The following is a 20153-nucleotide window of genomic DNA, read 5'->3' on the forward strand; positions in this document are numbered from 1 at the left end:
AAAGGAGGGGAAGATGGCGACAGGTGTCAAAACCCGGATCAAACTGCCCAGAGAGGTCAGGGCAGGTGATACGATCACGATCAAAACCCTGATCACACATCGCATGGAATCCGGGCAGCGGATCGATCCCGTTGGCGTGCCGATACCGCGCTCGATCATCCACCGATTTCTTTGTACATTTGACGGCGAAACTGTTGTCGATCTTGAGATCGGACCCGGAATTTCGACGAACCCGTTTTTCGAGTTTGAGGCAACCATCCCAGGCTCTGGGGTGTTCACCTTTGCATGGTTCGACGACGACGGCGCGATTTACACTGACAGCAAGACGGTCGTCGTTGCCTAGGCGAGTCCCGAAAGTGATAGGGGAAGTCTTACGTCAACATCGCCCCAGTTCATCACCTACTCAAAGAGCCTTCCAGCGGAAAGCCATGTCTCTCAACATATGAGTTGGAGTTCCTGAGAGCGGCCGCATTTCTGCCGCCCACTGTTCCACTTTTGCTGAAGCTAAGGCCAGATGAGCCCTATCTTCGGCCGCACGGGAAAGATCGATTTCAGCGCTTTAGCTTTAGAAAGTAGGGCGCCGCCCAGCGACAAGTTTGTTGGCTTTGTTGGATTGGGCATTCATTGGGTAGCCCTCCTAATTGGCAAGGATATGGCAGTAGCTACAAGCATAAATTTTGCACACGAAGTGTGCCCACGATGTATTTTCCTTGTAATTCTGTCGCTGGCCAATTTCGTATTATATACGGAAAAGCCAAGTGCATTGTACGGTACCCGGCCATTGAATAGGCCGGGCTCGTTCACTAGAAACAGCGCTGCGATGGCAAAGATCGACCAGTGTAAGCTAGAACCTGTAACCTACCGCAAGCACCGCCGCATAGTTCCCTTCGGATTTCACGACCGGGCTATCTTTGGCATCGCCGAGCAATCTGGAATACTGCACGATTCCCGTCAGACCCCAGTTGTCGCCAAGTGTTTGGCTGAACCCGATCTCGGCGTTAACGGATTTCAAGCCAGAACCGGCACTGTATTGCCGCAAGCCTGACGAGGCGGATTGGGCAGCCGACACACCGAAGAAGCTCTGGTTGTAGTTGTCGTTGGCCCAGTCAATCGACACGCCGCCGATCAATGCCAACCCTTGTTGACTGGCCACATCATCATATCGGTTGCCCGTTGGCGACAATGCGCCGCGTACGACCCCGAACGGCACCTGGCTTTGCAATCCAAGCGATACGACCGTGCCCTTGGAACCTTTGAGAAAGGTGTTCACATCTGCTGTGGCAGTGACGCGTGGGGCCAGATCGAGCTGTGCGCCCAGCGAGACAACGGCGCCGTCATCTATATCTCCCAGCCCTCGAAGATGGACGCTGTCACTTTCTTCGCGGCCACCACCGTATCCAAGGGCGGCTGAAACCCGAAGGCCGTTTCTGTCATAGACAAATGCACCTATTCCTTCGCCGGAAACAACTAAAGTGTCGCGCCATACGGCTTCGAACGCAGGGAACGCGGACGTTTCTTGTTTGTCTGACCCTTCGTATTCTGGCGCGTATGCGACACCAGCACCTAGGTAGAAATCCCAGTCGTTCCATCCTCCTGTGCCGCTGGCGCCATTGCCTGCGCTCTGGGCTGCTGCCTGACCGGCAAAAACCGCCAGACATGTTCCAACAACGGCCAAAGCCGAGTGATTGAGAGATTTCGATTTCATAAAAGTCCTCGGTTCTTTCGTTATTTTCGTAGCCGCCTTGGGCCAGTTTCTTGCTGCCAAATCTGTCTGTTTGGATCCTCGGCGGCAGAAATGTTCTGCCTGAAACGCCTGAGCAAACCCTGCGCAATCTAGTGGCGTATTTTGCTGTAATGTTCCTAGCTGGCCGTCGCGGACAGCCGTTTGCTGTTGTCGCCGATTGGAAGAGACGCCTCGGGCGGTCTTGAAGCCCTTGTGCTGAGGCAGCCGGGTTCCAAGGGTTCTCTGACCCACCAGCAAAACAACATTGACAAAGCGTCTTTCAACTTTGAGCACGCAGCTTCGTCCGCAGCTCTGACGGAGTTGTAGCCATTTCCCGTTTGAAGGCCTTGTAGAAAGATGATCGAGAGTTGAAGCCGACATCATAAGTGATCACCAGTATCGTCTCGTCGGAATTCTGCAGTTGCTCGACGGCATCGCGAACGCGCCAACTGTTGATATAGTCAAAGAAGTTTGACCCAATCGTCGTGTTCAGTGTTTGCGAGACATAGGCGGAAGTGACGCCAATATGTTTTGCCAGATCCCAAAGCGACAGATTTGGATCCCGGTAAACAAGATCGTTGGACATCGCACGCTCGATCTTGGAGGCGATCCTTTTTGCGCGATCTTCCGTCAACGCCGAGCGTTCATACTTTGGGCCCGAGGCTTCTTCTTTTTCAGCAATGGCTTCAAAAGTCGGCTGTTCTCGGATCAGCCCAGGTTGCTGACGCAGGCCCCACAGTGCGATGACCCAGACAATCGCAAAACTTGCCAGACTATTTGCGTAGTCGCTTTCAAAGATCGGATGGATCGAGTTCTCGAGGTCAAAAAATGACGCGAGTGTTCCAACCACACCCAGAACAAGGTAAATTCCGACGACGAAAGCAATCCACCAGACCCACAGCAGTTCCCGGTCTTCAGTTGTGGCGAAAAGATCCTTGAGGCGGTTGGTGTATGTTCTGAGTTGATTGATAATCAGCCAAAGGTAGATCAACACCATGATTTGAAAGAAAAAATCCAAGAGCTCCAGAAACAGAATTGGAAGAAGCTGAAGCAGGTTCAGCGACTCGATATCAATGTCGGGCGTTTCAAACAGCACGTTGGGAAGAGAAAAAACTGATAAAACCGTTAGAACAGCAAGAATGAACGGCAAGTAGTGCCACCCACGCGGTCTTAATTTTTCAACGCCGTTTTCAGATGTCAAAACCTTCACGTAGCTCCAAAACAGAAACGGCTCGCAAACCGATGCTGAGGCAGCGAGGCCGATCCATAGTAATTCGCGCTTCGTTAACTGGTCGCTGCCGGTAAATTCAATCAGCAGATCGGTCGCGCCGACGATGGATTCAGCAACAAAAAACAAGGCGAGTGGTAAAAACAGAGCTCGGTGGTTTCGGTTGAGCAGCAAGAGATTTGCGCAAAACATCGTGACCCCGAGCTGAAACAGCGTCAACGAGATTTCAAACGAGTTTTCGGGCAATGCGGCGTCTCCGAGTTGGGTTCTGAACTAGAGGGCTTAACAGGAAAACTCCAGCGGGAACGAGCGAAGGCTTGTTTCAGTGTCCTTTCCGTCTAGGAAAGACAGGCCCGGACGTTTTTTGGCTTGAGAGTTCAGGTGAGCTGCAAGTGCTCTACCGCCCGAACAGACGCCTGCCGAAACAAGTTGGCCATTGGCGAAAGCTCGCTTTCCGACCGGGCCATGATGCCAATCGGGCCTGCCGTCAGACCTGTATCTATTGGCAACGCTTTTAACTGCCCGCTCGCGATATCTCCGGCGACAACACCTGTCGAGATCACCCAAAGTGCGTCACTTGCCAATGCCAGACCACGCCCGAACGTGGCCGAGACCGACTCGATCTGTCTTGGGAAGCTGGTCATGCCATTGGCAATCATCATGCGATCAACCAGCGGGCGTATGGCGGATTCCTGTGGTGGATAAATGACCGGATAACTTGCCACCTCGGACAGGTTTGACGCGTCAGCCAGCGGATGGCCGGGGGCACATACGATAGCAACGTTTTCGATGTAGAGCTGTGTGAAAGAAACATCTTGCATCGTGTCGGGTTTGCCCAGCCGACCTATCACAAGGTCCAGCTGACCCGATTGTAGCCGATCGATCAGATACCCATGCGGGCCATCCTCGACCCGTGTAATGGTGTCGGGTGCAAGGTCCGAAAATATCGCAACGGCGCGCGGTAAAATGCGCGCGGCGACACTTGGCAATGCACCTATGGAAACTGATCCGACCTCGCCTTTGCGAACAGCAGCCACGCTGTTCATGGCCATATCCAGGGCGTTCATGCCGCTGGTGGCGTGTCTCAGAAACACGTCTCCGGCTACGGTCATGGTCACGCCGCCCCGGTTGCGTTCCAGCAGAGTGGCTCCGGCAATCTCTTCCAACTCTTTCAGGGTTTTGGAAATCGCGGGCTGAGTCAGATTCAAGGCCTCAGCCGCACGCTTCAGGCTTTTCTGTCGCGCGATTTCGACAAAGGCTTCGACATGTCGAACTTTTAGTCTGCGATCAATCATTACTTTCCATTTTCGGAAACTAACCAGCGAAAAACATCATTTTACATAACGGAATTGACAATGCAATCATGCGGCGCAACACGGAAGGAGGATCAGATGCGAACACAAGTCGTCGTGATCGGCGGTGGGCCGTCAGGTTTGCTTTTGTCGCAGCTGCTTCACGTCCATGGAATTGACAGCGTTGTTCTAGAGAGAAAAACCAAAGACTATGTTCTTAGCCGCATTCGCGCCGGTGTTCTGGAACAGGGTTTTGTGAACCTGATGGAGCAGGCAGGGGTCGCGAACCGTCTGCACTCGGAAGGGTTCAAACATGACGGGACGCTGATCGCGTTCGAAGACGAGAGTTTTCGCATTGATTTTCGCGAACACACCGGTACGCCGGTCTTGGTTTATGGCCAGACAGAAGTCACCCGTGATCTGTACGAGGCGCGAGAGGCTACAGATGGTAAGATCATCTTCAACACGGATGACGTCGCAATCCATGACGCGGATACCGATACACCCTGTGTGACCTTTACCGTGGACGGACAGCAACAGCGCATCGATACCGATTTTGTGGCCGGATGCGATGGGTTTCATGGGATCAGCCGTCAAACCATTCCCCTGAGCGTGAGGCGAGAATACGAAAAAGTGTACCCCTTTGGCTGGCTCGGGCTGCTGTCCGAGACGCCTCCGGTTCATGAGGAACTGATCTATTCGTTGTCGCGACGTGGATTTGCTCTGTGTTCGATGCGCAACGAGAACCTTAGCCGTTACTATATCCAGTGTTCGCTGTCGGATAATCCTGACGACTGGACCGACAGTGCATTTTGGAATGAATTGAAGCGCAGAATTCCACAGGAGTTTGCAGATCGCATCGTAACCGGGCCATCTATCGAAAAATCGATCGCGCCGCTTCGGTCATTTGTGACCGAACCGATGCGTTGGGGGAGGCTCTTTTTGTGTGGTGATGCTGCGCATATTGTCCCACCGACCGGGGCCAAGGGGCTGAATACGGCCGCCTCTGATGTGCATTACCTTCACAACGCATTGCGCGAATTTTACGAAACGGGATCAAGTGAAGGGATCGATAGCTATTCACAAAACGCTCTCGCCCGAATCTGGAAAGCCGAACGATTTAGTTGGTGGTTTTCGTCTTTGCTGCATCGGTTTCCGGATCAGTCCGACTTTGATCTAAAGATGCAACGCGCCGAGATCGACTTTTTGCGCACGAACAAGGCTGCACAAAAAGCGATGGCTGAAAACTATGTAGGATTGCCGTATTGATGGGTGGAACCAAGGAGATACCGATGATTGATCGTCATGCGACGGGAATGTCAGTCCGGCGCCGCGTTTTGGGTGACGCCCATGTGGATCGTGCCGAAGCGCAGAAATCCGCATTCGATGCGCCATTTCAGGAGATGATCACAGAAACCGCATGGGGCACCTTGTGGGCAAGCGACGCGATCACGCCACGGGAACGGTCGATGATCACGTTGGCTTTGTTGGCGGCCACCCGGAACTTCGATGAAATCCCGATGCACCTGAAAGCCTGCGCCAACACGGGAACATCAAAGGAGGATGTCATGCAGGCATTCATGCATGCGGCGGTTTATGCTGGTGTCCCTTGTGCAAATCATGCTGTGAAACTGGCCAAACAGACATATGCGGAAATGGAAGGCGAGGCCGAATGACTCAGCCACCGGATCTGTATCAGCGGGACCGCGACTGGCATCCGCCAGCCTATACGCAGAACTATAAAACCAGCGTATCGCGGTCACCAAAGAATGCTCTGCTGTCTCTTGAATCCACACTCAGCGAGCTGTCTGGCCCAACCTTCGGCCACAGTGATGTCGACCCGTTAGATAATGACCTGATCCGAAACTATGCAAAAACAGGCGATCCGATTGGCGAACGTATTATTTTGCATGGCCGGGTGCTGGATGAAAACGGCAAGCCGGTGCCCAATACACTGGTAGAGATTTGGCAGGCCAATGCCGGGGGCCGATACCGCCATAAGAAAGACACCTATCTGGCGGCCATCGATCCAAATTTCGGGGGCTGTGGGCGTACGCTAACGGATGAGCACGGCTGTTACAGGTTCAGAACGATCAAGCCCGGAGCATACCCCTGGCGCAACTGGATCAACAGTTGGCGGCCTGCCCATATCCACGTATCGGTTTTCGGGCCTAGCTTTGCACAACGGCTGATCACACAGCTATATTTCGAAGGGGATCCACTGATTGCCAAATGCCCGATCGTCAACACCATCCCGGATCAGCGCGCGATCGACCAACTGGTCGCTGCGCTTGATCTGAACGCGACGGTTCCGCTGGACAGTATTGCGTACAAGTTCGACATCGTCCTTCGCGGACATCGCTCGACTTACTTCGAAAACCGGCCCGAGGGGAACTGATCATGGTTCAAAAACTCGACTACCGGAAAGAAACCCCATCCCAGACCGCCGGACCTTATGTGCATATTGGTCTCGCACCGGGGGATGCTGGGTTCGACATCTACCGACAGGAGCTTGGCCGGGATATTGCAGGTCCAAGGGCGCAAGGCGAGCGGATCGAAATTCAGGGTCAGGTATCGGATGGGGCAGGCGCACCTATAAAAGACGTTTTGATCGAAGCTTGGCAAGCGAATGCAGCAGGCACTTATCCGGGCTGTGGCGATGTCGAACCCGGATTTCGCGGTTGGGGTCGGGTCATTCCTGACTTCGAAACGGGTGAATGGTCGTTTTCAACCGTGAAACCCGGACGTGTGAAAGGTCGCGGACCAAGTCTGATGGCGCCTCACATCAGTTTTTGGATGGTTGCGCGCGGGATCAATGTCGGCTTGAACACGCGCCTATATTTTTCTGATGAAGCCGAGGCCAACAAAACAGACCCGATCTTGAACCTGATCGAGCAGGCGGACCGGCGAGACACTCTTGTCGCCCGTCGGGATGGGGACGTGTACCGCTTTGACATTCGGTTACAGGGCGACAAAGAAACGGTGTTCTTCGATGTCTGAGCAAACAATGACTACGCCCTGCATCATTTGCGTGGCCATCACCGGGTCGGTCCCGACCAAAGCCGACAACTCGGCTGTTCCGATCAGTGTCTCTGAACAGGTAGAAAGCACGCACGAGGCATTTGAGGCCGGAGCGACGATTGCCCACTGCCATGTGCGCGACGACGACGGGAAACCAACTTCGGATCCGACACGGTTCGCCAATCTGAAACAAGGCATTGAAACTCATTGCCCTGGCATGATCGTTCAATTGTCGACCGGAGGGCGTTCCGGCGCTGGGTTGGCGCGCGGCGGCATGTTGCCCTTGACACCGGATATGGCGTCTTTGTCGGTGGGGTCGAACAATTTTCCGACCCGCGTCTATGAAAACCCCCCCGAGTTGATCGATTGGCTGGCCAGCGAGATGGTTAAATACGATGTGAAACCCGAGATCGAGGCCTTCGATCTGTCCCATATCTTCCGGGCAGCTGACATGTATCGCAACGGGCAGATTAAGGATACTCCATACGTTCAGTTCGTTATGGGTGTGAAGAATGCGATGCCGGTTGATCGCGAGGTTTTTGATTTCTACGTGCATACGGTTCAAAGACTGCTGGGGGATGTGCCTTGGTGTGCGGCAGGGATTGGCGCAAACCAGATCGTTTTGAACGAATGGTCGGTTACAGCAGGGGGGCATGTCCGGACAGGTCTTGAGGACAATGTGCGTCTGGATCGCGACACGCTGGCCCCATCCAATGCAGCTCTGGTCAAGCGCGCCGTCGAGGTTTGCAACAGGCATAGCCGTCCGGTGGCCACCGTCGCCGATGCGCGCTCGATCCTCGGACTGCGGAAAGCCGCCTGATGCCACGCTTTGCCAGCATCAATGAGACCCTCATTCACTACGAGGTTAAGTCCGGCAGCACTGGCAAAACACCTGTCGTGTTCCTGAATTCACTGGGGACGGATCTGCGGATTTGGCAAGAGGTCGCCGATGCGCTTGAGGCTACGACTTGTTTGTTGATTGACAAACGCGGGCACGGTCTATCGGATTGTGGTGCGACATCTATCGCCTCGCTTGCCGACGATGTTTCGGGCCTGATGGACCATTTGGGATGGCAAAGGTCGGTCATCGGTGGGGTATCGGTCGGAGGTATGATCGCGCAATCGCTGGCTCATCGACGACCCGACCTCGTGGCGGGTCTGGTTCTTTGCAATACAGGGTCTAAAATTGGGAACGCGCAGGCTTGGAACCAACGGATCGACATGGTGTCTGACACTGGGATTGAGGCTATAGCGGATACCGTGATTGAGCGCTGGTTTTCGAACAACTTCCGTACCAAAATGCCGATCACGGTTGCCGGGTACCGCAATATGCTGACGCGGACACCTGCCCAAGGTTACGCGGCCACATGCGCGGCCATTCGCGATACAGATTTAACCGACACAACGAAACACATTCGGGTACCCGCCATCTGTATTGGAGGTACGGACGATTTGTCGACGCCGCCTGCATGTATACATGCGCTGTCAGCCCTCATTGAACAATCGCAGTGCCACGTTCTGCCTGGCGTCGGGCACCTGCCGTGCATTGAAGCTCCGGAGTTTGTTGCTTCGCAAATCCGGTCCTTGCAGGATGCGCTGTCATGAGCGACGTATTCGAACATCCCTGGTTATCCGGTTTGTTTGGCGACTGTGACGCTGACGCGATCTGGTCGGCACCGCAATCACTGGCTCATATGCTGACATTCGAAGCCGCCTATTCCCGCGGGTTGGGGGCAATTGGCATCGTATCGTTGCGAGATGCGCAAATGGCGGCACAGCGCATAGAGTCCGCAAACCCCGATCTTGAGATTTTGCGATCCGGAACAGTGCAGGACGGGCTACCTGTGCCCGCGCTGGTTCGGTTTCTGAAGTTGGAAGCCGGGCAATTCAAAAATGCGATCCACACCGGAGCGACCTCACAGGATGTGATGGACACTGCGCTGGCGCTCACGTTACGCGAAAACTCGGATTTGTTGGCGGATCGCTTGTCCGAAGTGGTCGATATGTTGGGCCAGGTCTCAAAAAGATTTGGGTCAAACATGATCATGGGGCGCACACGAATGCAGGCGGCCCTGCCGGTCACGGTTGGGCACCGGCTTGAGACATGGAGCGCACCCTTGGCAGAACATCTGCGCCGGCTGGAGCAGATGCGTCCGCGTGCCGAATGTGTCCAGCTTGGCGGTGCCGTCGGCGATGGTCAGGCCATCGGCATAAAGTATCGCGAATTGGCCGAGTTTCTGGCCAGTGCACTAGAGCTGCATCTGCCGAACCGAAGCTGGCACGCCACCCGCGAGGGCATCACCGAATATGCCAGCTTTCTGTCTCTGATCTCGGGCTCATTGGGCAAAATGGGCCAGGACATCTGCTTGATGGCGCAGCAGGGCGTGGATGAGATCAAGCTGTCTGGCGGTGGCGGATCATCGGCAATGCCTCACAAGAAAAACCCTGTTTTGGCCGAGCTGCTGATCACGCTTGCCCGCTTTAACGCGACACGCGTTTCCGGGATGCATCAGGCGCTTGTGCATGAACAGGAAAGGTCGGGCAGCGCCTGGTCACTAGAATGGATGATTTTGCCAAGCATGGCAAAGGCAACGGCAAGATCACTGTCGGCGGCCATCACCCTGTGCACCCAAATTGAATCAATAGGTGAGGCGCGGACATGATCAGGCCGCTCTCACTGTCCAAAAACGCTGAAACCCAAACAGTTTCGGTGCGATACATCGGAGGAGGAAAATCTATGTCTATCAGGAAATCCCTGCTGGGTTCACTGGCCGCCATGGCCCTTTCGGCAACGGCCGGTCTGGCTCAGGACGTGACGCTCACAATGCATCATTTTCTGCCACCCGTTGCAGCCGCTCATAAAGGCATGTTGCAGCCATGGGCGGACAAGGTCACTGCAGATAGTGATGGTCGCATTGCGATCGAAATATTCCCCGCCATGTCAATGGGAGGGAAGCCGCCCGAGCTATACAGCCAGGTTCGCGATGGCTCGGCCGATATTGTCTGGACGGTATTGGGCTACACACCCGGGGTATTCCCGCGCAGCGAAGTGTTCGAACTGCCGTTGGTTCATGCGGGTTCTGCCACCGACACAACCATCGCTATGAACGCCTCTATGGATCTGCTGGCCGAGGACTTCGATGATGTCCATGTCATCTTCCTGCATAGCCATGATGGCAACGTGATCCACTCTGCGACAGATCCAATTCGCAGCTTTGAAGATGCGAAAGGCATGAAGCTCAGGACGCCCAGCCGTACCGGTGCCTGGATCATCGAAGGAATGGGGGCCGAGCCTGTTGGTATGCCGGTCCCGGCCTTGCCCGAGGCCATGTCAAAAGGGGTTGTTGATGGCGCTTTGATCCCGCTCGAGATTGTTCCGCCACTGAAGCTGCAGGAACTGGATAAATCCGTCACCGAATTGCCTAATGGTGATCGCTTTGGAACGGCCGTCTTCATGGTGGCTATGAACCAGGATGCGTATGACGCATTGCCCGACGACCTGAAGGCCGTGATTGATGCCAATTCGGGTGCGAATGTCGCCGCGAATGTTGGTGCGATGTGGGAAGGCTTTGAAGCGGGCGGTGAAAAGGCGCTTGAGGCGGCTGGCGTCGAGCGTATCGTCCTGTCTGAAGAAGAAACGGCCAAGTTCAACGCCGCGAATGAGAAAATTGTTCAACGTTGGATTGATGAGGTCAATGACAAAGGTATTGATGGGGTTGCCCTTGTTGAAAGCGCCAGGGCGGCTATTGCGGCAGCCAACGCTGGCAACTGATCGGCTTTAGGAGAGGGGTACCTTTGCCCCTCTCAACTTCTTAGGGAAACAACGATGAGCATGGTTCTCAGGCGCCTCGCTGATGGTTTTGCATTGCTTGGCGGTCTCATTCTTCTGGCAATCGTTGCGGTTACCACGACGAATACCTTTGCCTTTATCCTCGACCGTGTGGCCGGGATATTCGGGGCGGATGTGGCCGGTTTGCCCGGCTACGAGGATTTCGTTCAACTTGCAATCAGCTGTGCTGCGTTGATGTTTTTTCCTTATTGTCAAGCCAATCGTGGCCATGTGTCGGTCGAGCTGCTGATGGATCGCATGCCGGGTGCGTTGCAGCGGGCAATTGATTTTCTTTGGTTGGCTGTGACAGTCGCAGTCGCGCTGTTTCTGGCCTATTGGATGGTCTTCGGCATGTTAGAGGTGCGCTCGGATCAGGTTGTCACCAGCGTCCTTGGCTGGCCAACCTGGCCCTTCTACATCCCTGGCCTATTGTCCATGATCCTCTGGGCTTTGATTGCCGCCTCTCAGGCGTTTGGGGATGTGGCTGATGCTTGATCCTATGACCATTGGCGTAATCGGTCTGGCCGTATTGTTTGTTTTGCTATTGCTGCGTATGCCCGTTGGAATCGCTATGATCGTGGTCGGGATAGGTGGCACATGGGTACTGAGCCACTCTGTCAGCTATATCCGGTTCGTTCCCTATCTGAAGCAGTTCAAAAGTCTTCTTTGGGAGAATGTAGCCAACTACGATCTGTCCGTTGTGCCTTTGTTTGTCCTGATGGGATACGTCGCCGCCGAGGCGAGGTTGTCCACTGACCTGTTCAAGGGGTTAGAGGCCCTGATGTCCCGGTTGCGGGGCGGAGTCGCAATGGCGGCGGTCGCAGCCTGCGGTGGGTTTGGGGCCGTTTGCGGATCGTCTCTGGCAACTGCGGCCACTATGGGGCGGGTTTCCTTGCCAGAACTTAAGAAGCTTGGATATGCACCCAGTCTGGCATCAGGGTCTTTGGCCGCCGGCGGAACGTTGGGGATTTTGATCCCACCATCCGTTGCTCTGGTGATCTACGCGATCATCGTCGAAGGATCGATCCTGAGGATGTTTCAGGCGGCAATCGTGCCGGGACTTCTGGCTGTCTTTGGCTTTATTGCTGTGATTGCGATTCAGGTGCGGCTTAACCCGTCCTTGGCACCGGAGCCCACTCAGATGGATCCGGATAAAAAGAGACAGGCGGTCCGCAGGCTATGGCCCGTCATCCTGATTTTTGGTGCCATCATATTGGGGCTGGGGTTTGGTTTGTTTACACCAACGCCAGCAGCCAGCATCGGCGTGTTTGCGATCACGGCATATGGCTTCTTGCTGCGCGCGCTGACTGGTGAGGGATTGACGGTCTCAGGCGTTCTGAAGGCCATCCGGGCGACTGCGATCACCAGCGGGATGATTTACCTGATTCTGTTCGGTGCCGAAGTCTTGAAGGGTTTTTTCGCGCGCACCCAGCTGCCCCAGGCCCTGTCCGAGTGGGCGGCGACAAGCGGCATGGATCCAATGTTGATCCTCGTAATCATGCTTTGCATTTTTGTTGTGTTGGGCTGCTTTATGGAAAGTCTGGCGATGATCCTTGTCGTTGTTCCGTTCTTTTGGCCCACACTGATTGCGTTGAATGGAGGTGACTATGTCACTGCGGAAACAGCGGCTTTTGGCATGGAGCCGGACAGTCTGAAAATCTGGTTCGGGATTTTGGCCCTCATCGTCGTGGAACTGGGGCTTATTACGCCTCCGGTCGGGCTGAATGTGTTCATAATCTCTTCGCTTGCGCGCGATACGCCGATGGGAACAGTTTTCAGAGGCGTCATTCCGTTTTTGGGTGCAGAAGCCGTACGCGTAGGGCTGATACTGATGATACCAGCCCTGACGCTTGCGGTTCCTAAGCTGATCGGCGGCTGACGGAACCTTAACGGCCTTAGGTTTGCGCGGCGCGAATGTGGCTGACCTGACGGCCCTCCATGCCCCAGTTGTCCAATGGCACCTCATCAATCACCACAAACGTGGTGGCCGGGTTCTTGTTCAGAACCTTTTGCAAAAGGTCGGTGACCCCTGTGATAAGCTGCTGCTTTTCCTCGGATGTTGGACCGGTTCCATCCGGTCCGCCTTCTTTGGTTACTTTGATGTTCACATAAGGCATGACGTCAGTCCTTTCGTTCGACGAATGAGAAGACTTTGGTCAGGATGCGCCATCCCTCATCCGTGTTGATCACTGTCAGCAGATCCTGATAGTTACGGCCGATCATCGTCATGCGCGCCTCGACGATGCCAATCCGATCTCCTTTAAGCGCAATGCGTTCGATTACATCGTCACGTGGGTCGCCACGTGACGATGGCGGTGTGCGTGCGTCAATGCGTGCCATATAGTCGTCCAACCCCATGACCTCGTAGGTGCCAGAGGTCCCGTTCACATAGGAAAGATCCGCGTGAAACACTGTGCGAAGAGTTTGGCTGTCCGAGTGATAAAGGCCCCCAAAGTACCGTCTCATCAGGTCTTCTATCTCGGTTTGATCCGGCCGCGTCATTGCGCAAGCCCTTCGGCGGCAAAGGCAGATTTGGTAGATGGGCGGTTTGCAATCCGCGCCGTGTAAGCCGCGAGTTTGGGCCAGGCCGCAAGGTCAATCGCCTTGAAGTTGGCCCAGTTGACCAAAACGAAAACATACGCATCGGCGACCGAAAATTGATTGCCAACCAGAAAACCCCGATTATCCGCAAGAACGGTTTCAAGATAGTCGAGTTTTGTTGCCACTTTTGTCTGCGCCGCCTGTTTTTCTGCATCAGAGGAGCCGTCGGCAAACAGCGGGCCCCACGCTTTGTGTAACTCGGCCGCGGCGAAATTCAGGAATTGCTGCAGCCGGGCACGTTCGATGCTACCGGGTGCAGGAGAGTAGGCCCGCTCAGGATTGCTATCTGCAAGGAACTGCAGGATTGCGACGCCTTCGCTCAGATGCTCTCCGCCGTCAGTTTCCAGAGACGGGACATAGCCGTTTGCATTGATGTCCCGGTAGTTTTGTCCTCTTTCGGTCTGACCAGCGACCGTGTCTACAGCCTCGATCTCAAAATCTGCACCGATTTCATACAGCATGATGTGGCTGGCGAGCGAGCACGCGCCCGGTTTGTAGTAGAGTTTCATATCAGTATCCTTTTTCTTGTTGCGCGCCTTTCGTAACAACGAGATCGAGCATTTGATAATATCGAGTTTTCATGATTATGATCTTGAAAACAGATCATATGAGTCACCAATGACCCTTGACCAACTCAACGCCTTGGACGCAATTGTCGCCACTGGAACGTTTCGCGCTGCCGCAGAACGTCTGAACAAGGCGCAGTCTGCGGTCAGCCATCAAATTCGAAAACTGGAAGCTGAGCTGGGTTTTGATCTGTTTTCCAGGGATGCGTATCGCCCCAGCCTGACATCTGAAGGCGAAGTTTTTTTTCGCGAAACAGCGCGGGTGCTGGAACAGGTGCGCGGATTAAGATCGGTGGCCGCAGGACTGCAAAGCGCGCAAGAGCCCAGGATCTCTATCGCTATAACCGCCACTATGTCATTAGACCCTATACTGGATGTGCTAGGCGACATCGGGCGAACCTATCCCGGAACCCATATTCAGGTTGCAACCGAAATGATGGGTGGACCTCTGGCGCGACTGATGGCGGGTGAGGCAGATCTGATCGTGGCTGGTCTGGACGGTGTACCGATAGATGAGGTCGAAGCCCTGCCGGTCGGAACGGTAACAATCCGGCCGGTTGCAAGCCCTGACTTTCCGGCGTCGCAACGCCCGGGAGTGAAATCAAGACGTGAGATGCAATCTTACACCCAGGTCATCGTGTCCGGCACAGGCGGTCGGGAGTTTGACCAAAGCCGGGATCTGCTAAGAGGTGGGCAGCGCTGGACTGTCTCTGATTTTGAAGCAAAGAAGTCTGTCATCAAGGCTGGTCTGGGGTGGGGCGGTGTCCCTGACCATATGATGGCGACAGAGCTTTCGAATGGCACGCTGGTACCGCTGAACGTTGAGGGTTTTCCAACGCGACACACGGAAATTTTTGCGATCAGGCGACGTGACCAGCCTGTGGGCAAAGTCATGTCGCAGATTTGGGCGTCTCTTGATGCGCAATCGTCAAGCAGCCATTGAGCGCTATGAGCAATGGATATGGGTGGTCAGGCGCAGTTGGCCGCAGCTGCGCTGCTTGAATGAATGGATTGATTTCGATGCGGGTGTCGGATCATTTGGAAAGCCAGCCAGACTTGCAGAGGTTGGAGCGCCGAGAAACGGGGCGAACTTAAACAGGCCAAATTCTTCGATCAATTCGTTTGGTCGTATATAAACCTTGGGACAGGGGTTCTTGGGAACGGGGCGCGCCAATATGATTGTCGACTATATCCGCATTGGCCATGCGGCGGATGACAGCCTGAGTACCAGGCGTTTGAAATCCATGTCGGTGGTCATCCTGACTGTCATTATGTGCATGGCCTCCGCCTTTTTCCTCGAACCAGAACGGTCAATTATATACCGCGCGCTTGATGTGACCGTTGTCGTCACCATTTTGATCGGCCTGTATTTGTTGCATCGCACGCGAGACGTCGAAACAGTATTCTATTTTTTTGCTCCGGCCTTTCTGACTGTTCAACTGATTTTCATGCTGCTCAATGGAAACCGGGAAGGCGATGTGTTGCCATTTCTCGTAACGCCAGCTGCCGCAGTGGTTGTGCTTGGGCCAAAGCGGTCACGCCCGTGGTTTGGCCTATGTTTCCTTGTCATGCTGCTTCTGCCGATCTTCGATGGGGCCCTGCCAGAGATCGACCTGCCCATAAATCAAACATCGGCCAATCCTAGTGGATCATTGTTTCAATCACCCCTTAAACAGCCGATGGAGACAGGCGAAGGTCTGGCGATGACACTTGGTGTTTTCTTTGTCTATTTCCTAATTTTTTCTGGCTATAGACAGCTTGAAGCGGCACGCGAGCTCATTCTTGTGCAAAAGGCGCAGATCGAACACGAGTATCAGCGATCAGAACGGCTGCTGGAGAATATCTTGCCCGCGCCCATTGCTGAGCGGTTGAAGCAGGAGCCTGACAAGATAATCGCCGACGATCTTTTGCAGGTTACGATCCTGTTTGCGGACATCGTGGATTTTACACCGAGGGCGACACTTATGCGCGCGCCCGAGCTGGTGTCTTTTTTGAATCGTGTTTTTACACATTTTGATGATCTCGCGGACAGGCACCAGTTGGAAAAGATCAAAACCATTGGCGATGCTTATATGATCGCAGGCGGTATGCCTGAACCCCGTCCGGACCACGCATCGGCTGTTGCTGATATGGCTTTGGAAATGTTGGCCGTTACAAAACAAATCAGTGACGAGATGGGAGAGACACTGGCCGTGCGGATCGGGATTCACACAGGTCCGGCCGTCGCCGGCGTGATCGGGACGCGCAAGTTCTTCTATGACGTGTGGGGCGACACCGTGAACACGGCTTCAAGACTGGAATCCTATGGATCGCCTGGCCGGATTCAGGTGAGCAAAGAGACCTACGAGATCTTGTCCGGCCACTATACGTTCGAAGAACGCGGGATCATTGATATCAAGGGTAAAGGTGAAGTTCAGGCATACTACTTGACTGGCGCTACTACGCGGGCGCCGCAATAGCTCAGTCGCTAAAATGCCTGCAGGTGGGCGGTTATGCGTAGATGAGATCGGCATGTGTCTGGGTCTTTCAAGTTGCGTCTGAATTTTGCGTCATGTTCCAGGACGCATGACGTGCTAGGTCACTGCGATCAGCACATAGAAACACTTGTGATAATTTTTAGCTTATTGTTCGCAAATACGGCACAATAACCCGTGACGCGCTAACCCGGCGCACAGGTGAGATGACTTTCTGTTGGCAGCGTCACCGCGCTAATTCTTGTAATTTCCGTTAATAACTCGATGCGACAGCCGGATGTTTCTTGGAAAACCGGCAAGGAGTCGCTACGCTTGGTGGCAGTAAACTGTTAGAGAATTGTTAACTCGTGCCAAAAACCTGTACACAAACCGTTTCGCTGAGCAAAGCTCAACTTCTCCTTACCTCGTCGATGGCGCTTGCTTTTGTAAGCGGATACGGGCGGGTAGCCTATGGTGGCAGCTGCACACCGTCTGGCGGGGGAACGTACCAATGCTCGGGTCCCGCATCAGCGGGCGACACTACGATTACACTTAATTCTGGGGCTGCACCGCTAACGGTTACGACACAGCCGGGGTTTGGTCAGACGGTTTCAACGGGTCTCGCATTCAATCTGCGTTCGACCGATAGTATTTCTTTCACCGATAACAACAGTTCGGCGATTTCCGGGTCGACTATCGGAATCTACTCACGAAACACCGGAACCGGAGCGACAGCGATTACTGTCACTGGTGTAGTCACCGGAGTTGCGAACACTGCAATCTATTCGCTAAACGGTGCGACCTCGACCGACCTGACGATATCGACGGTCGATGTGAACGGGGGAGTTACCGGGATCAGTGGGCGCAATACTGGGACTGGTGCTTTGTCAATAACATCGACAGGCACTGTTTCCGGAACTTCGCAGGATGGGATAAACGCGCGAAATTCAGGAACCGATCTGACCATCACGGCAGCTGCGGTCAGCGGCGGCAGAACGGCGATCTTTGCCGAAAATACAGGGTCAGGATCGATTTCGATCACAACTTCCGGCGCTGTGAACGGCGGCACGGGCGCGGGTATTGCGACTCAGGGTAACGCGGGCGCGGTGGTCCAGATCAATTTAAATTCAGGTAGCACTGTTGGTGCGACTTCAGGCACGGCGATCACAAACGACGATTCCAACGCATCTGTCTCAGTAAATTCCGGCTCTGCAGTCAACGGCGCGATCAGTCTGGGCGATGGCAGCGATCTTCTGGACTTTTCCGGAGGCGATTTCAGCGGTGTCACCCTGTTCGACGGTGGGGACGACAACTCGGGCGGCGATGGCTTTGTCGATACCCTGCGGTTCGGCAGCAGCGGTTCTTTGAATGGCGCGAACGTGACCAATTTCGAAAGGTTCGAAGTTGTAAACAGCGCGGTTGTGACGCTGACCGATAACACCCTGACAGCAGGTGACGGCGGTGCCGGAACCGGTATTTTCACGCAATCGGGTGGCGTCCTGCGGCTGAACTCAGGCGCAACAACTCTGAATGGCAATGTCAGCAATGGCGGAACGATTTCGGCACAGAACGGGTCGGTCGGGGACATGATCACGGTCAGTGGGGATTTTGTCGGAAATGGCGGAACGGTAATGCTGGATGTTCAGCTTGGCGGTGATGGATCAGCCACTGACATCCTCCAAATTTCCGGGGATAGCTCTGGTTCGACGTTCGTTTCGGTCAATAATATCGGCGGGGCGGGTGCGCAGACCATCAATGGTATTGAGATCATTCAAGTCAGCGGTGTTTCAGGCGGAAGTTTTACCCTGAACGGCACCGCCCAGACGGCCAGCGGCGAACAGATCGTCGTCGCCGGCCCGTTTGGCTATCGTTTGGTTGAGACCAGTAGTGGCAACTTTGCGTTATCTAGCCTGGATGCATCAGGAAACCCGATCCTTGTCGGGGCCGGTGCTGCGGCCTTCGAAACGTTGCCATCTGTCCTGCTGTCGATGAACCGGCTGCGCGGCTATCAGGCTCGCATTGCGTCGCGTTTACCGGCAGGGCCTTCTGACGGCGGTACGGTTACCAGATTGACGGCCCCCTATGGCACAACTGGCGACGTGTTGGCCTATCCTAATAGCCCGGTGTGGATCGAACTGAGCGGCAAGCGCAGCGACATAACGCCGGTCCAGTCCGAAGCTGGTATCACCAGTGTCCAGACCAACACCTACACCATCTCGGTCGGGGTCGACACAATTCTGACTGAACTGTCTAACGGCACATTGTACGGCGGCGTGGGCCTGATTTACGGCGATGCATCAAGCACCGTCAGAACGGATCAGGGCTCCAGTGATATCGACACCGATTCACTCGGGGTGAACCTAAGCGCCACCTGGCTGGATGCCCGCGGCTTCTATCTGGATACGCAGCTTCAATACAACAACAACTCTAGCGACATCACAGACCCGACAACCGGTTTGGCACAAGATGACATCGACTCGGATCAATTTGCAGTGTCATTGGAGGTTGGTCGCCCGATCGAAGTTAACCCCGGACTGGTTCTAGTTCCTCAGGCGCAGCTTTCATACACCACGTTGGACGTTGATGACTTCACCGACAGTTCTGGCAATCAGGTCGCGTTCGAAGATGCCGAAAGCGTTCTGGCGCGGGTGGGACTGTCTGCCAACAAGTGGTTTACGAATAGTCACGGTTCCGGCAGCTACTTTGGTCTGATCAACCTGTATCACGAATTTGATCCAGACACGCGGGTCTCGGTTGGCGGGATGAATTTTGACGAGGAAATTGATGACACCGCCATTGAATTGGGATTTGGCGCGCGTATGATCCTGAACGATAGGTACGAGCTTTCCGGTTCGCTAAACTACCTTACGGGTCTTGAGGACCTTGGGGAAAGCTATGAACTGGAGGCGGTATTGGGTCTGCAGGTCCGGTTTTGAATGATCACAAAAGTTAAGTCGCTGGCACTGGGTGCAGTCGCCCTTGGCGTCACACTGAATGCCGCCTTCGCACAAACGAAAGAAACGACATCGACCCAGTTTCAAAGCTGGACGGTGAACTGTGCCCAAGAGGCAGGGCAAAAGCAGTGCGCGATGAGCCAAAGCCTCAATTTGCAAAACCAATCCGGTCTTTTGTTGCGGATGGAGCTGCAGCGTGGCGAAGAGGATGGCGCATCTGGCATTATTATCGTTCCATTTGGTCTTGATATTGCCAAAGGTGTTTCACTGTCGATCGATGGAGGGCCGCGCTGGAATCTTCCGATGAGGACGTGCCAGAACTTCGGCTGTGTTATCCCTGTGACAATGGGGCCGGCGATTGTCCAGGAGATGAAAGAAAGCAGTACAATTCAAATCTCACTTTACACGCTGGATGGCGGAAAGACCCTTGAGGTTCCGGTTTCTCTCGCAGGGTTTACGGCTGCATTCGATGCGCTTTGAGCCTAT

The 20153-nt window shown here is 54.5% G+C and carries 21 protein-coding genes; 15 read left to right on the top strand and 6 right to left on the bottom strand.

The window, feature by feature from the left end; all coding sequences use genetic code 11:
• The first annotated feature begins 13 nt into the window (after positions 1 to 13).
• On the top strand, positions 14 to 343 hold the full coding sequence (gene soxZ / locus ACR0BU_RS15795; RefSeq protein WP_480738022.1) for a thiosulfate oxidation carrier complex protein SoxZ: 330 nt from the start codon (positions 14 to 16) through the stop codon (positions 341 to 343).
• 501 nt (positions 344 to 844) lie between these two features.
• Here the strand turns inward: soxZ and ACR0BU_RS15800 are convergent.
• The 3 genes from ACR0BU_RS15800 to pcaQ all read right to left on the bottom strand — a co-directional run bounded on the left by ACR0BU_RS15800 (position 845) and on the right by pcaQ (position 4246).
• Positions 845 to 1705 carry a MipA/OmpV family protein gene (locus ACR0BU_RS15800; RefSeq protein ID WP_480738023.1) on the bottom strand — a complete coding sequence of 287 codons (861 nt, stop codon included), beginning with the start codon at positions 1703 to 1705 and terminating at the stop codon, positions 845 to 847.
• Between the two features lie 298 nt (positions 1706 to 2003).
• Entirely contained in the window at positions 2004 to 3170 is a 1167-nt protein-coding gene (locus tag ACR0BU_RS15805) for a helix-turn-helix domain-containing protein (RefSeq protein WP_480738024.1), read from the bottom strand.
• A gap of 158 nt (positions 3171 to 3328) precedes the next feature.
• On the bottom strand, positions 3329 to 4246 hold the full coding sequence (pcaQ, locus tag ACR0BU_RS15810) for a pca operon transcription factor PcaQ (protein WP_480738025.1): 918 nt from the start codon (positions 4244 to 4246) through the stop codon (positions 3329 to 3331).
• Positions 4247 to 4342: 96 nt separating this feature from the next.
• Between pcaQ and pobA the strand changes: the two genes are divergently transcribed.
• The 10 genes from pobA to ACR0BU_RS15860 all read left to right on the top strand — a co-directional run bounded on the left by pobA (position 4343) and on the right by ACR0BU_RS15860 (position 12972).
• Positions 4343 to 5512 (top strand): 4-hydroxybenzoate 3-monooxygenase, encoded by a 1170-nt coding sequence (pobA, locus tag ACR0BU_RS15815; protein WP_480738026.1) that lies wholly within the window; start codon positions 4343 to 4345, stop codon positions 5510 to 5512.
• 23 nt (positions 5513 to 5535) lie between these two features.
• On the top strand, positions 5536 to 5919 hold the full coding sequence (gene pcaC, locus ACR0BU_RS15820) for a 4-carboxymuconolactone decarboxylase (RefSeq protein WP_298936273.1): 384 nt from the start codon (positions 5536 to 5538) through the stop codon (positions 5917 to 5919).
• Entirely contained in the window at positions 5916 to 6641 is a 726-nt protein-coding gene (pcaH, locus tag ACR0BU_RS15825) for a protocatechuate 3,4-dioxygenase subunit beta (protein ID WP_299890874.1), read from the top strand. Before pcaC ends, pcaH begins: the two co-directional genes overlap by 4 nt.
• Before the next feature lie 2 nt (positions 6642 to 6643).
• The gene (pcaG, locus tag ACR0BU_RS15830; RefSeq protein WP_480738027.1) at positions 6644 to 7243 is read left to right on the top strand and encodes a protocatechuate 3,4-dioxygenase subunit alpha; all 600 of its coding nucleotides are present in this window, start codon (positions 6644 to 6646) and stop codon (positions 7241 to 7243) included.
• Positions 7244 to 7250: 7 nt separating this feature from the next.
• Positions 7251 to 8084, top strand: coding sequence for a 3-oxoadipate:acetyl-CoA acetyltransferase (locus ACR0BU_RS15835; RefSeq protein ID WP_480738057.1), 834 nt, complete (start codon positions 7251 to 7253; stop codon positions 8082 to 8084).
• The gene (pcaD, locus tag ACR0BU_RS15840; protein WP_299081550.1) at positions 8084 to 8869 is read left to right on the top strand and encodes a 3-oxoadipate enol-lactonase; all 786 of its coding nucleotides are present in this window, start codon (positions 8084 to 8086) and stop codon (positions 8867 to 8869) included. Before ACR0BU_RS15835 ends, pcaD begins: the two co-directional genes overlap by 1 nt.
• Complete coding sequence (locus tag ACR0BU_RS15845) at positions 8866 to 9927, top strand: 3-carboxy-cis,cis-muconate cycloisomerase (RefSeq protein WP_298936277.1); 1062 nt, start codon at positions 8866 to 8868, stop codon at positions 9925 to 9927. The genes pcaD and ACR0BU_RS15845 overlap by 4 nt, the downstream gene beginning before the upstream one ends.
• Before the next feature lie 74 nt (positions 9928 to 10001).
• Positions 10002 to 11036, top strand: a complete 1035-nt coding sequence (locus ACR0BU_RS15850; protein ID WP_299890880.1) for a TRAP transporter substrate-binding protein — start codon at positions 10002 to 10004, stop codon at positions 11034 to 11036.
• Between the two features lie 54 nt (positions 11037 to 11090).
• A complete protein-coding gene (locus tag ACR0BU_RS15855; protein ID WP_299081545.1) occupies positions 11091 to 11588 on the top strand; it encodes a TRAP transporter small permease in 498 nt (165 codons plus the stop codon).
• Complete coding sequence (locus tag ACR0BU_RS15860; protein ID WP_480738028.1) at positions 11581 to 12972, top strand: TRAP transporter large permease; 1392 nt, start codon at positions 11581 to 11583, stop codon at positions 12970 to 12972. The genes ACR0BU_RS15855 and ACR0BU_RS15860 overlap by 8 nt, the downstream gene beginning before the upstream one ends.
• A 16-nt stretch (positions 12973 to 12988) precedes the next feature.
• Here ACR0BU_RS15860 and ACR0BU_RS15865 read toward each other — a convergent pair whose 3' ends face one another.
• From ACR0BU_RS15865 to gstA, 3 genes are read right to left on the bottom strand one after another with little or no spacing between them, the layout of a single operon-like run.
• Positions 12989 to 13210, bottom strand: a complete 222-nt coding sequence (locus ACR0BU_RS15865) for a tautomerase family protein (protein WP_299890886.1) — start codon at positions 13208 to 13210, stop codon at positions 12989 to 12991.
• 4 nt (positions 13211 to 13214) lie between these two features.
• Positions 13215 to 13595: a nuclear transport factor 2 family protein gene (locus ACR0BU_RS15870; protein WP_298936282.1), complete on the bottom strand. Its 381-nt coding sequence runs from the start codon at positions 13593 to 13595 to the stop codon at positions 13215 to 13217.
• Positions 13592 to 14203: a glutathione transferase GstA gene (gene gstA / locus ACR0BU_RS15875; RefSeq protein WP_299081533.1), complete on the bottom strand. Its 612-nt coding sequence runs from the start codon at positions 14201 to 14203 to the stop codon at positions 13592 to 13594. The genes ACR0BU_RS15870 and gstA overlap by 4 nt, the downstream gene beginning before the upstream one ends.
• Before the next feature lie 109 nt (positions 14204 to 14312).
• On the opposite strand from gstA, the gene ACR0BU_RS15880 reads away from it, so the two are divergent.
• From ACR0BU_RS15880 to ACR0BU_RS15895, 4 genes are all read left to right on the top strand, one after another.
• Entirely contained in the window at positions 14313 to 15203 is an 891-nt protein-coding gene (locus tag ACR0BU_RS15880) for a LysR family transcriptional regulator (RefSeq protein WP_300069765.1), read from the top strand.
• A 232-nt stretch (positions 15204 to 15435) separates the two neighbouring features.
• Positions 15436 to 16719, top strand: a complete 1284-nt coding sequence (locus ACR0BU_RS15885; RefSeq protein ID WP_299890892.1) for an adenylate/guanylate cyclase domain-containing protein — start codon at positions 15436 to 15438, stop codon at positions 16717 to 16719.
• A 362-nt stretch (positions 16720 to 17081) separates the two neighbouring features.
• On the top strand, positions 17082 to 19649 hold the full coding sequence (locus ACR0BU_RS15890) for an autotransporter family protein (RefSeq protein WP_480738029.1): 2568 nt from the start codon (positions 17082 to 17084) through the stop codon (positions 19647 to 19649).
• Complete coding sequence (locus tag ACR0BU_RS15895; protein WP_298936288.1) at positions 19650 to 20147, top strand: invasion associated locus B family protein; 498 nt, start codon at positions 19650 to 19652, stop codon at positions 20145 to 20147.
• Positions 20148 to 20153 lie beyond the last annotated feature (6 nt).

The sequence above is a fragment of the Ruegeria sp. CK2 genome (assembly GCF_056536585.1).

Bases quoted from the DNA above. Each gene is read 5' to 3' on its own strand.
- soxZ (WP_480738022.1), top strand. From the start codon at position 14: ATGGCGACAGGTGTCAAAACCCGGATCAAACTGCCCAGAGAGGTCAGG.
- ACR0BU_RS15800 (WP_480738023.1), bottom strand. From the start codon at position 1,705: ATGAAATCGAAATCTCTCAATCACTCGGCTTTGGCCGTTGTTGGAACA.
- pcaQ (WP_480738025.1), bottom strand. From the start codon at position 4,246: ATGATTGATCGCAGACTAAAAGTTCGACATGTCGAAGCCTTTGTCGAA.
- pobA (WP_480738026.1), top strand. From the start codon at position 4,343: ATGCGAACACAAGTCGTCGTGATCGGCGGTGGGCCGTCAGGTTTGCTT.
- pcaC (WP_298936273.1), top strand. From the start codon at position 5,536: ATGATTGATCGTCATGCGACGGGAATGTCAGTCCGGCGCCGCGTTTTG.
- pcaH (WP_299890874.1), top strand. From the start codon at position 5,916: ATGACTCAGCCACCGGATCTGTATCAGCGGGACCGCGACTGGCATCCG.
- pcaG (WP_480738027.1), top strand. From the start codon at position 6,644: ATGGTTCAAAAACTCGACTACCGGAAAGAAACCCCATCCCAGACCGCC.
- ACR0BU_RS15835 (WP_480738057.1), top strand. From the start codon at position 7,251: ATGACTACGCCCTGCATCATTTGCGTGGCCATCACCGGGTCGGTCCCG.
- pcaD (WP_299081550.1), top strand. From the start codon at position 8,084: ATGCCACGCTTTGCCAGCATCAATGAGACCCTCATTCACTACGAGGTT.
- ACR0BU_RS15845 (WP_298936277.1), top strand. From the start codon at position 8,866: ATGAGCGACGTATTCGAACATCCCTGGTTATCCGGTTTGTTTGGCGAC.
- ACR0BU_RS15850 (WP_299890880.1), top strand. From the start codon at position 10,002: ATGTCTATCAGGAAATCCCTGCTGGGTTCACTGGCCGCCATGGCCCTT.
- ACR0BU_RS15855 (WP_299081545.1), top strand. From the start codon at position 11,091: ATGAGCATGGTTCTCAGGCGCCTCGCTGATGGTTTTGCATTGCTTGGC.
- ACR0BU_RS15860 (WP_480738028.1), top strand. From the start codon at position 11,581: ATGCTTGATCCTATGACCATTGGCGTAATCGGTCTGGCCGTATTGTTT.
- ACR0BU_RS15865 (WP_299890886.1), bottom strand. From the start codon at position 13,210: ATGCCTTATGTGAACATCAAAGTAACCAAAGAAGGCGGACCGGATGGA.
- ACR0BU_RS15870 (WP_298936282.1), bottom strand. From the start codon at position 13,595: ATGACGCGGCCGGATCAAACCGAGATAGAAGACCTGATGAGACGGTAC.
- gstA (WP_299081533.1), bottom strand. From the start codon at position 14,203: ATGAAACTCTACTACAAACCGGGCGCGTGCTCGCTCGCCAGCCACATC.
- ACR0BU_RS15880 (WP_300069765.1), top strand. From the start codon at position 14,313: ATGACCCTTGACCAACTCAACGCCTTGGACGCAATTGTCGCCACTGGA.
- ACR0BU_RS15885 (WP_299890892.1), top strand. From the start codon at position 15,436: ATGATTGTCGACTATATCCGCATTGGCCATGCGGCGGATGACAGCCTG.
- ACR0BU_RS15895 (WP_298936288.1), top strand. From the start codon at position 19,650: ATGATCACAAAAGTTAAGTCGCTGGCACTGGGTGCAGTCGCCCTTGGC.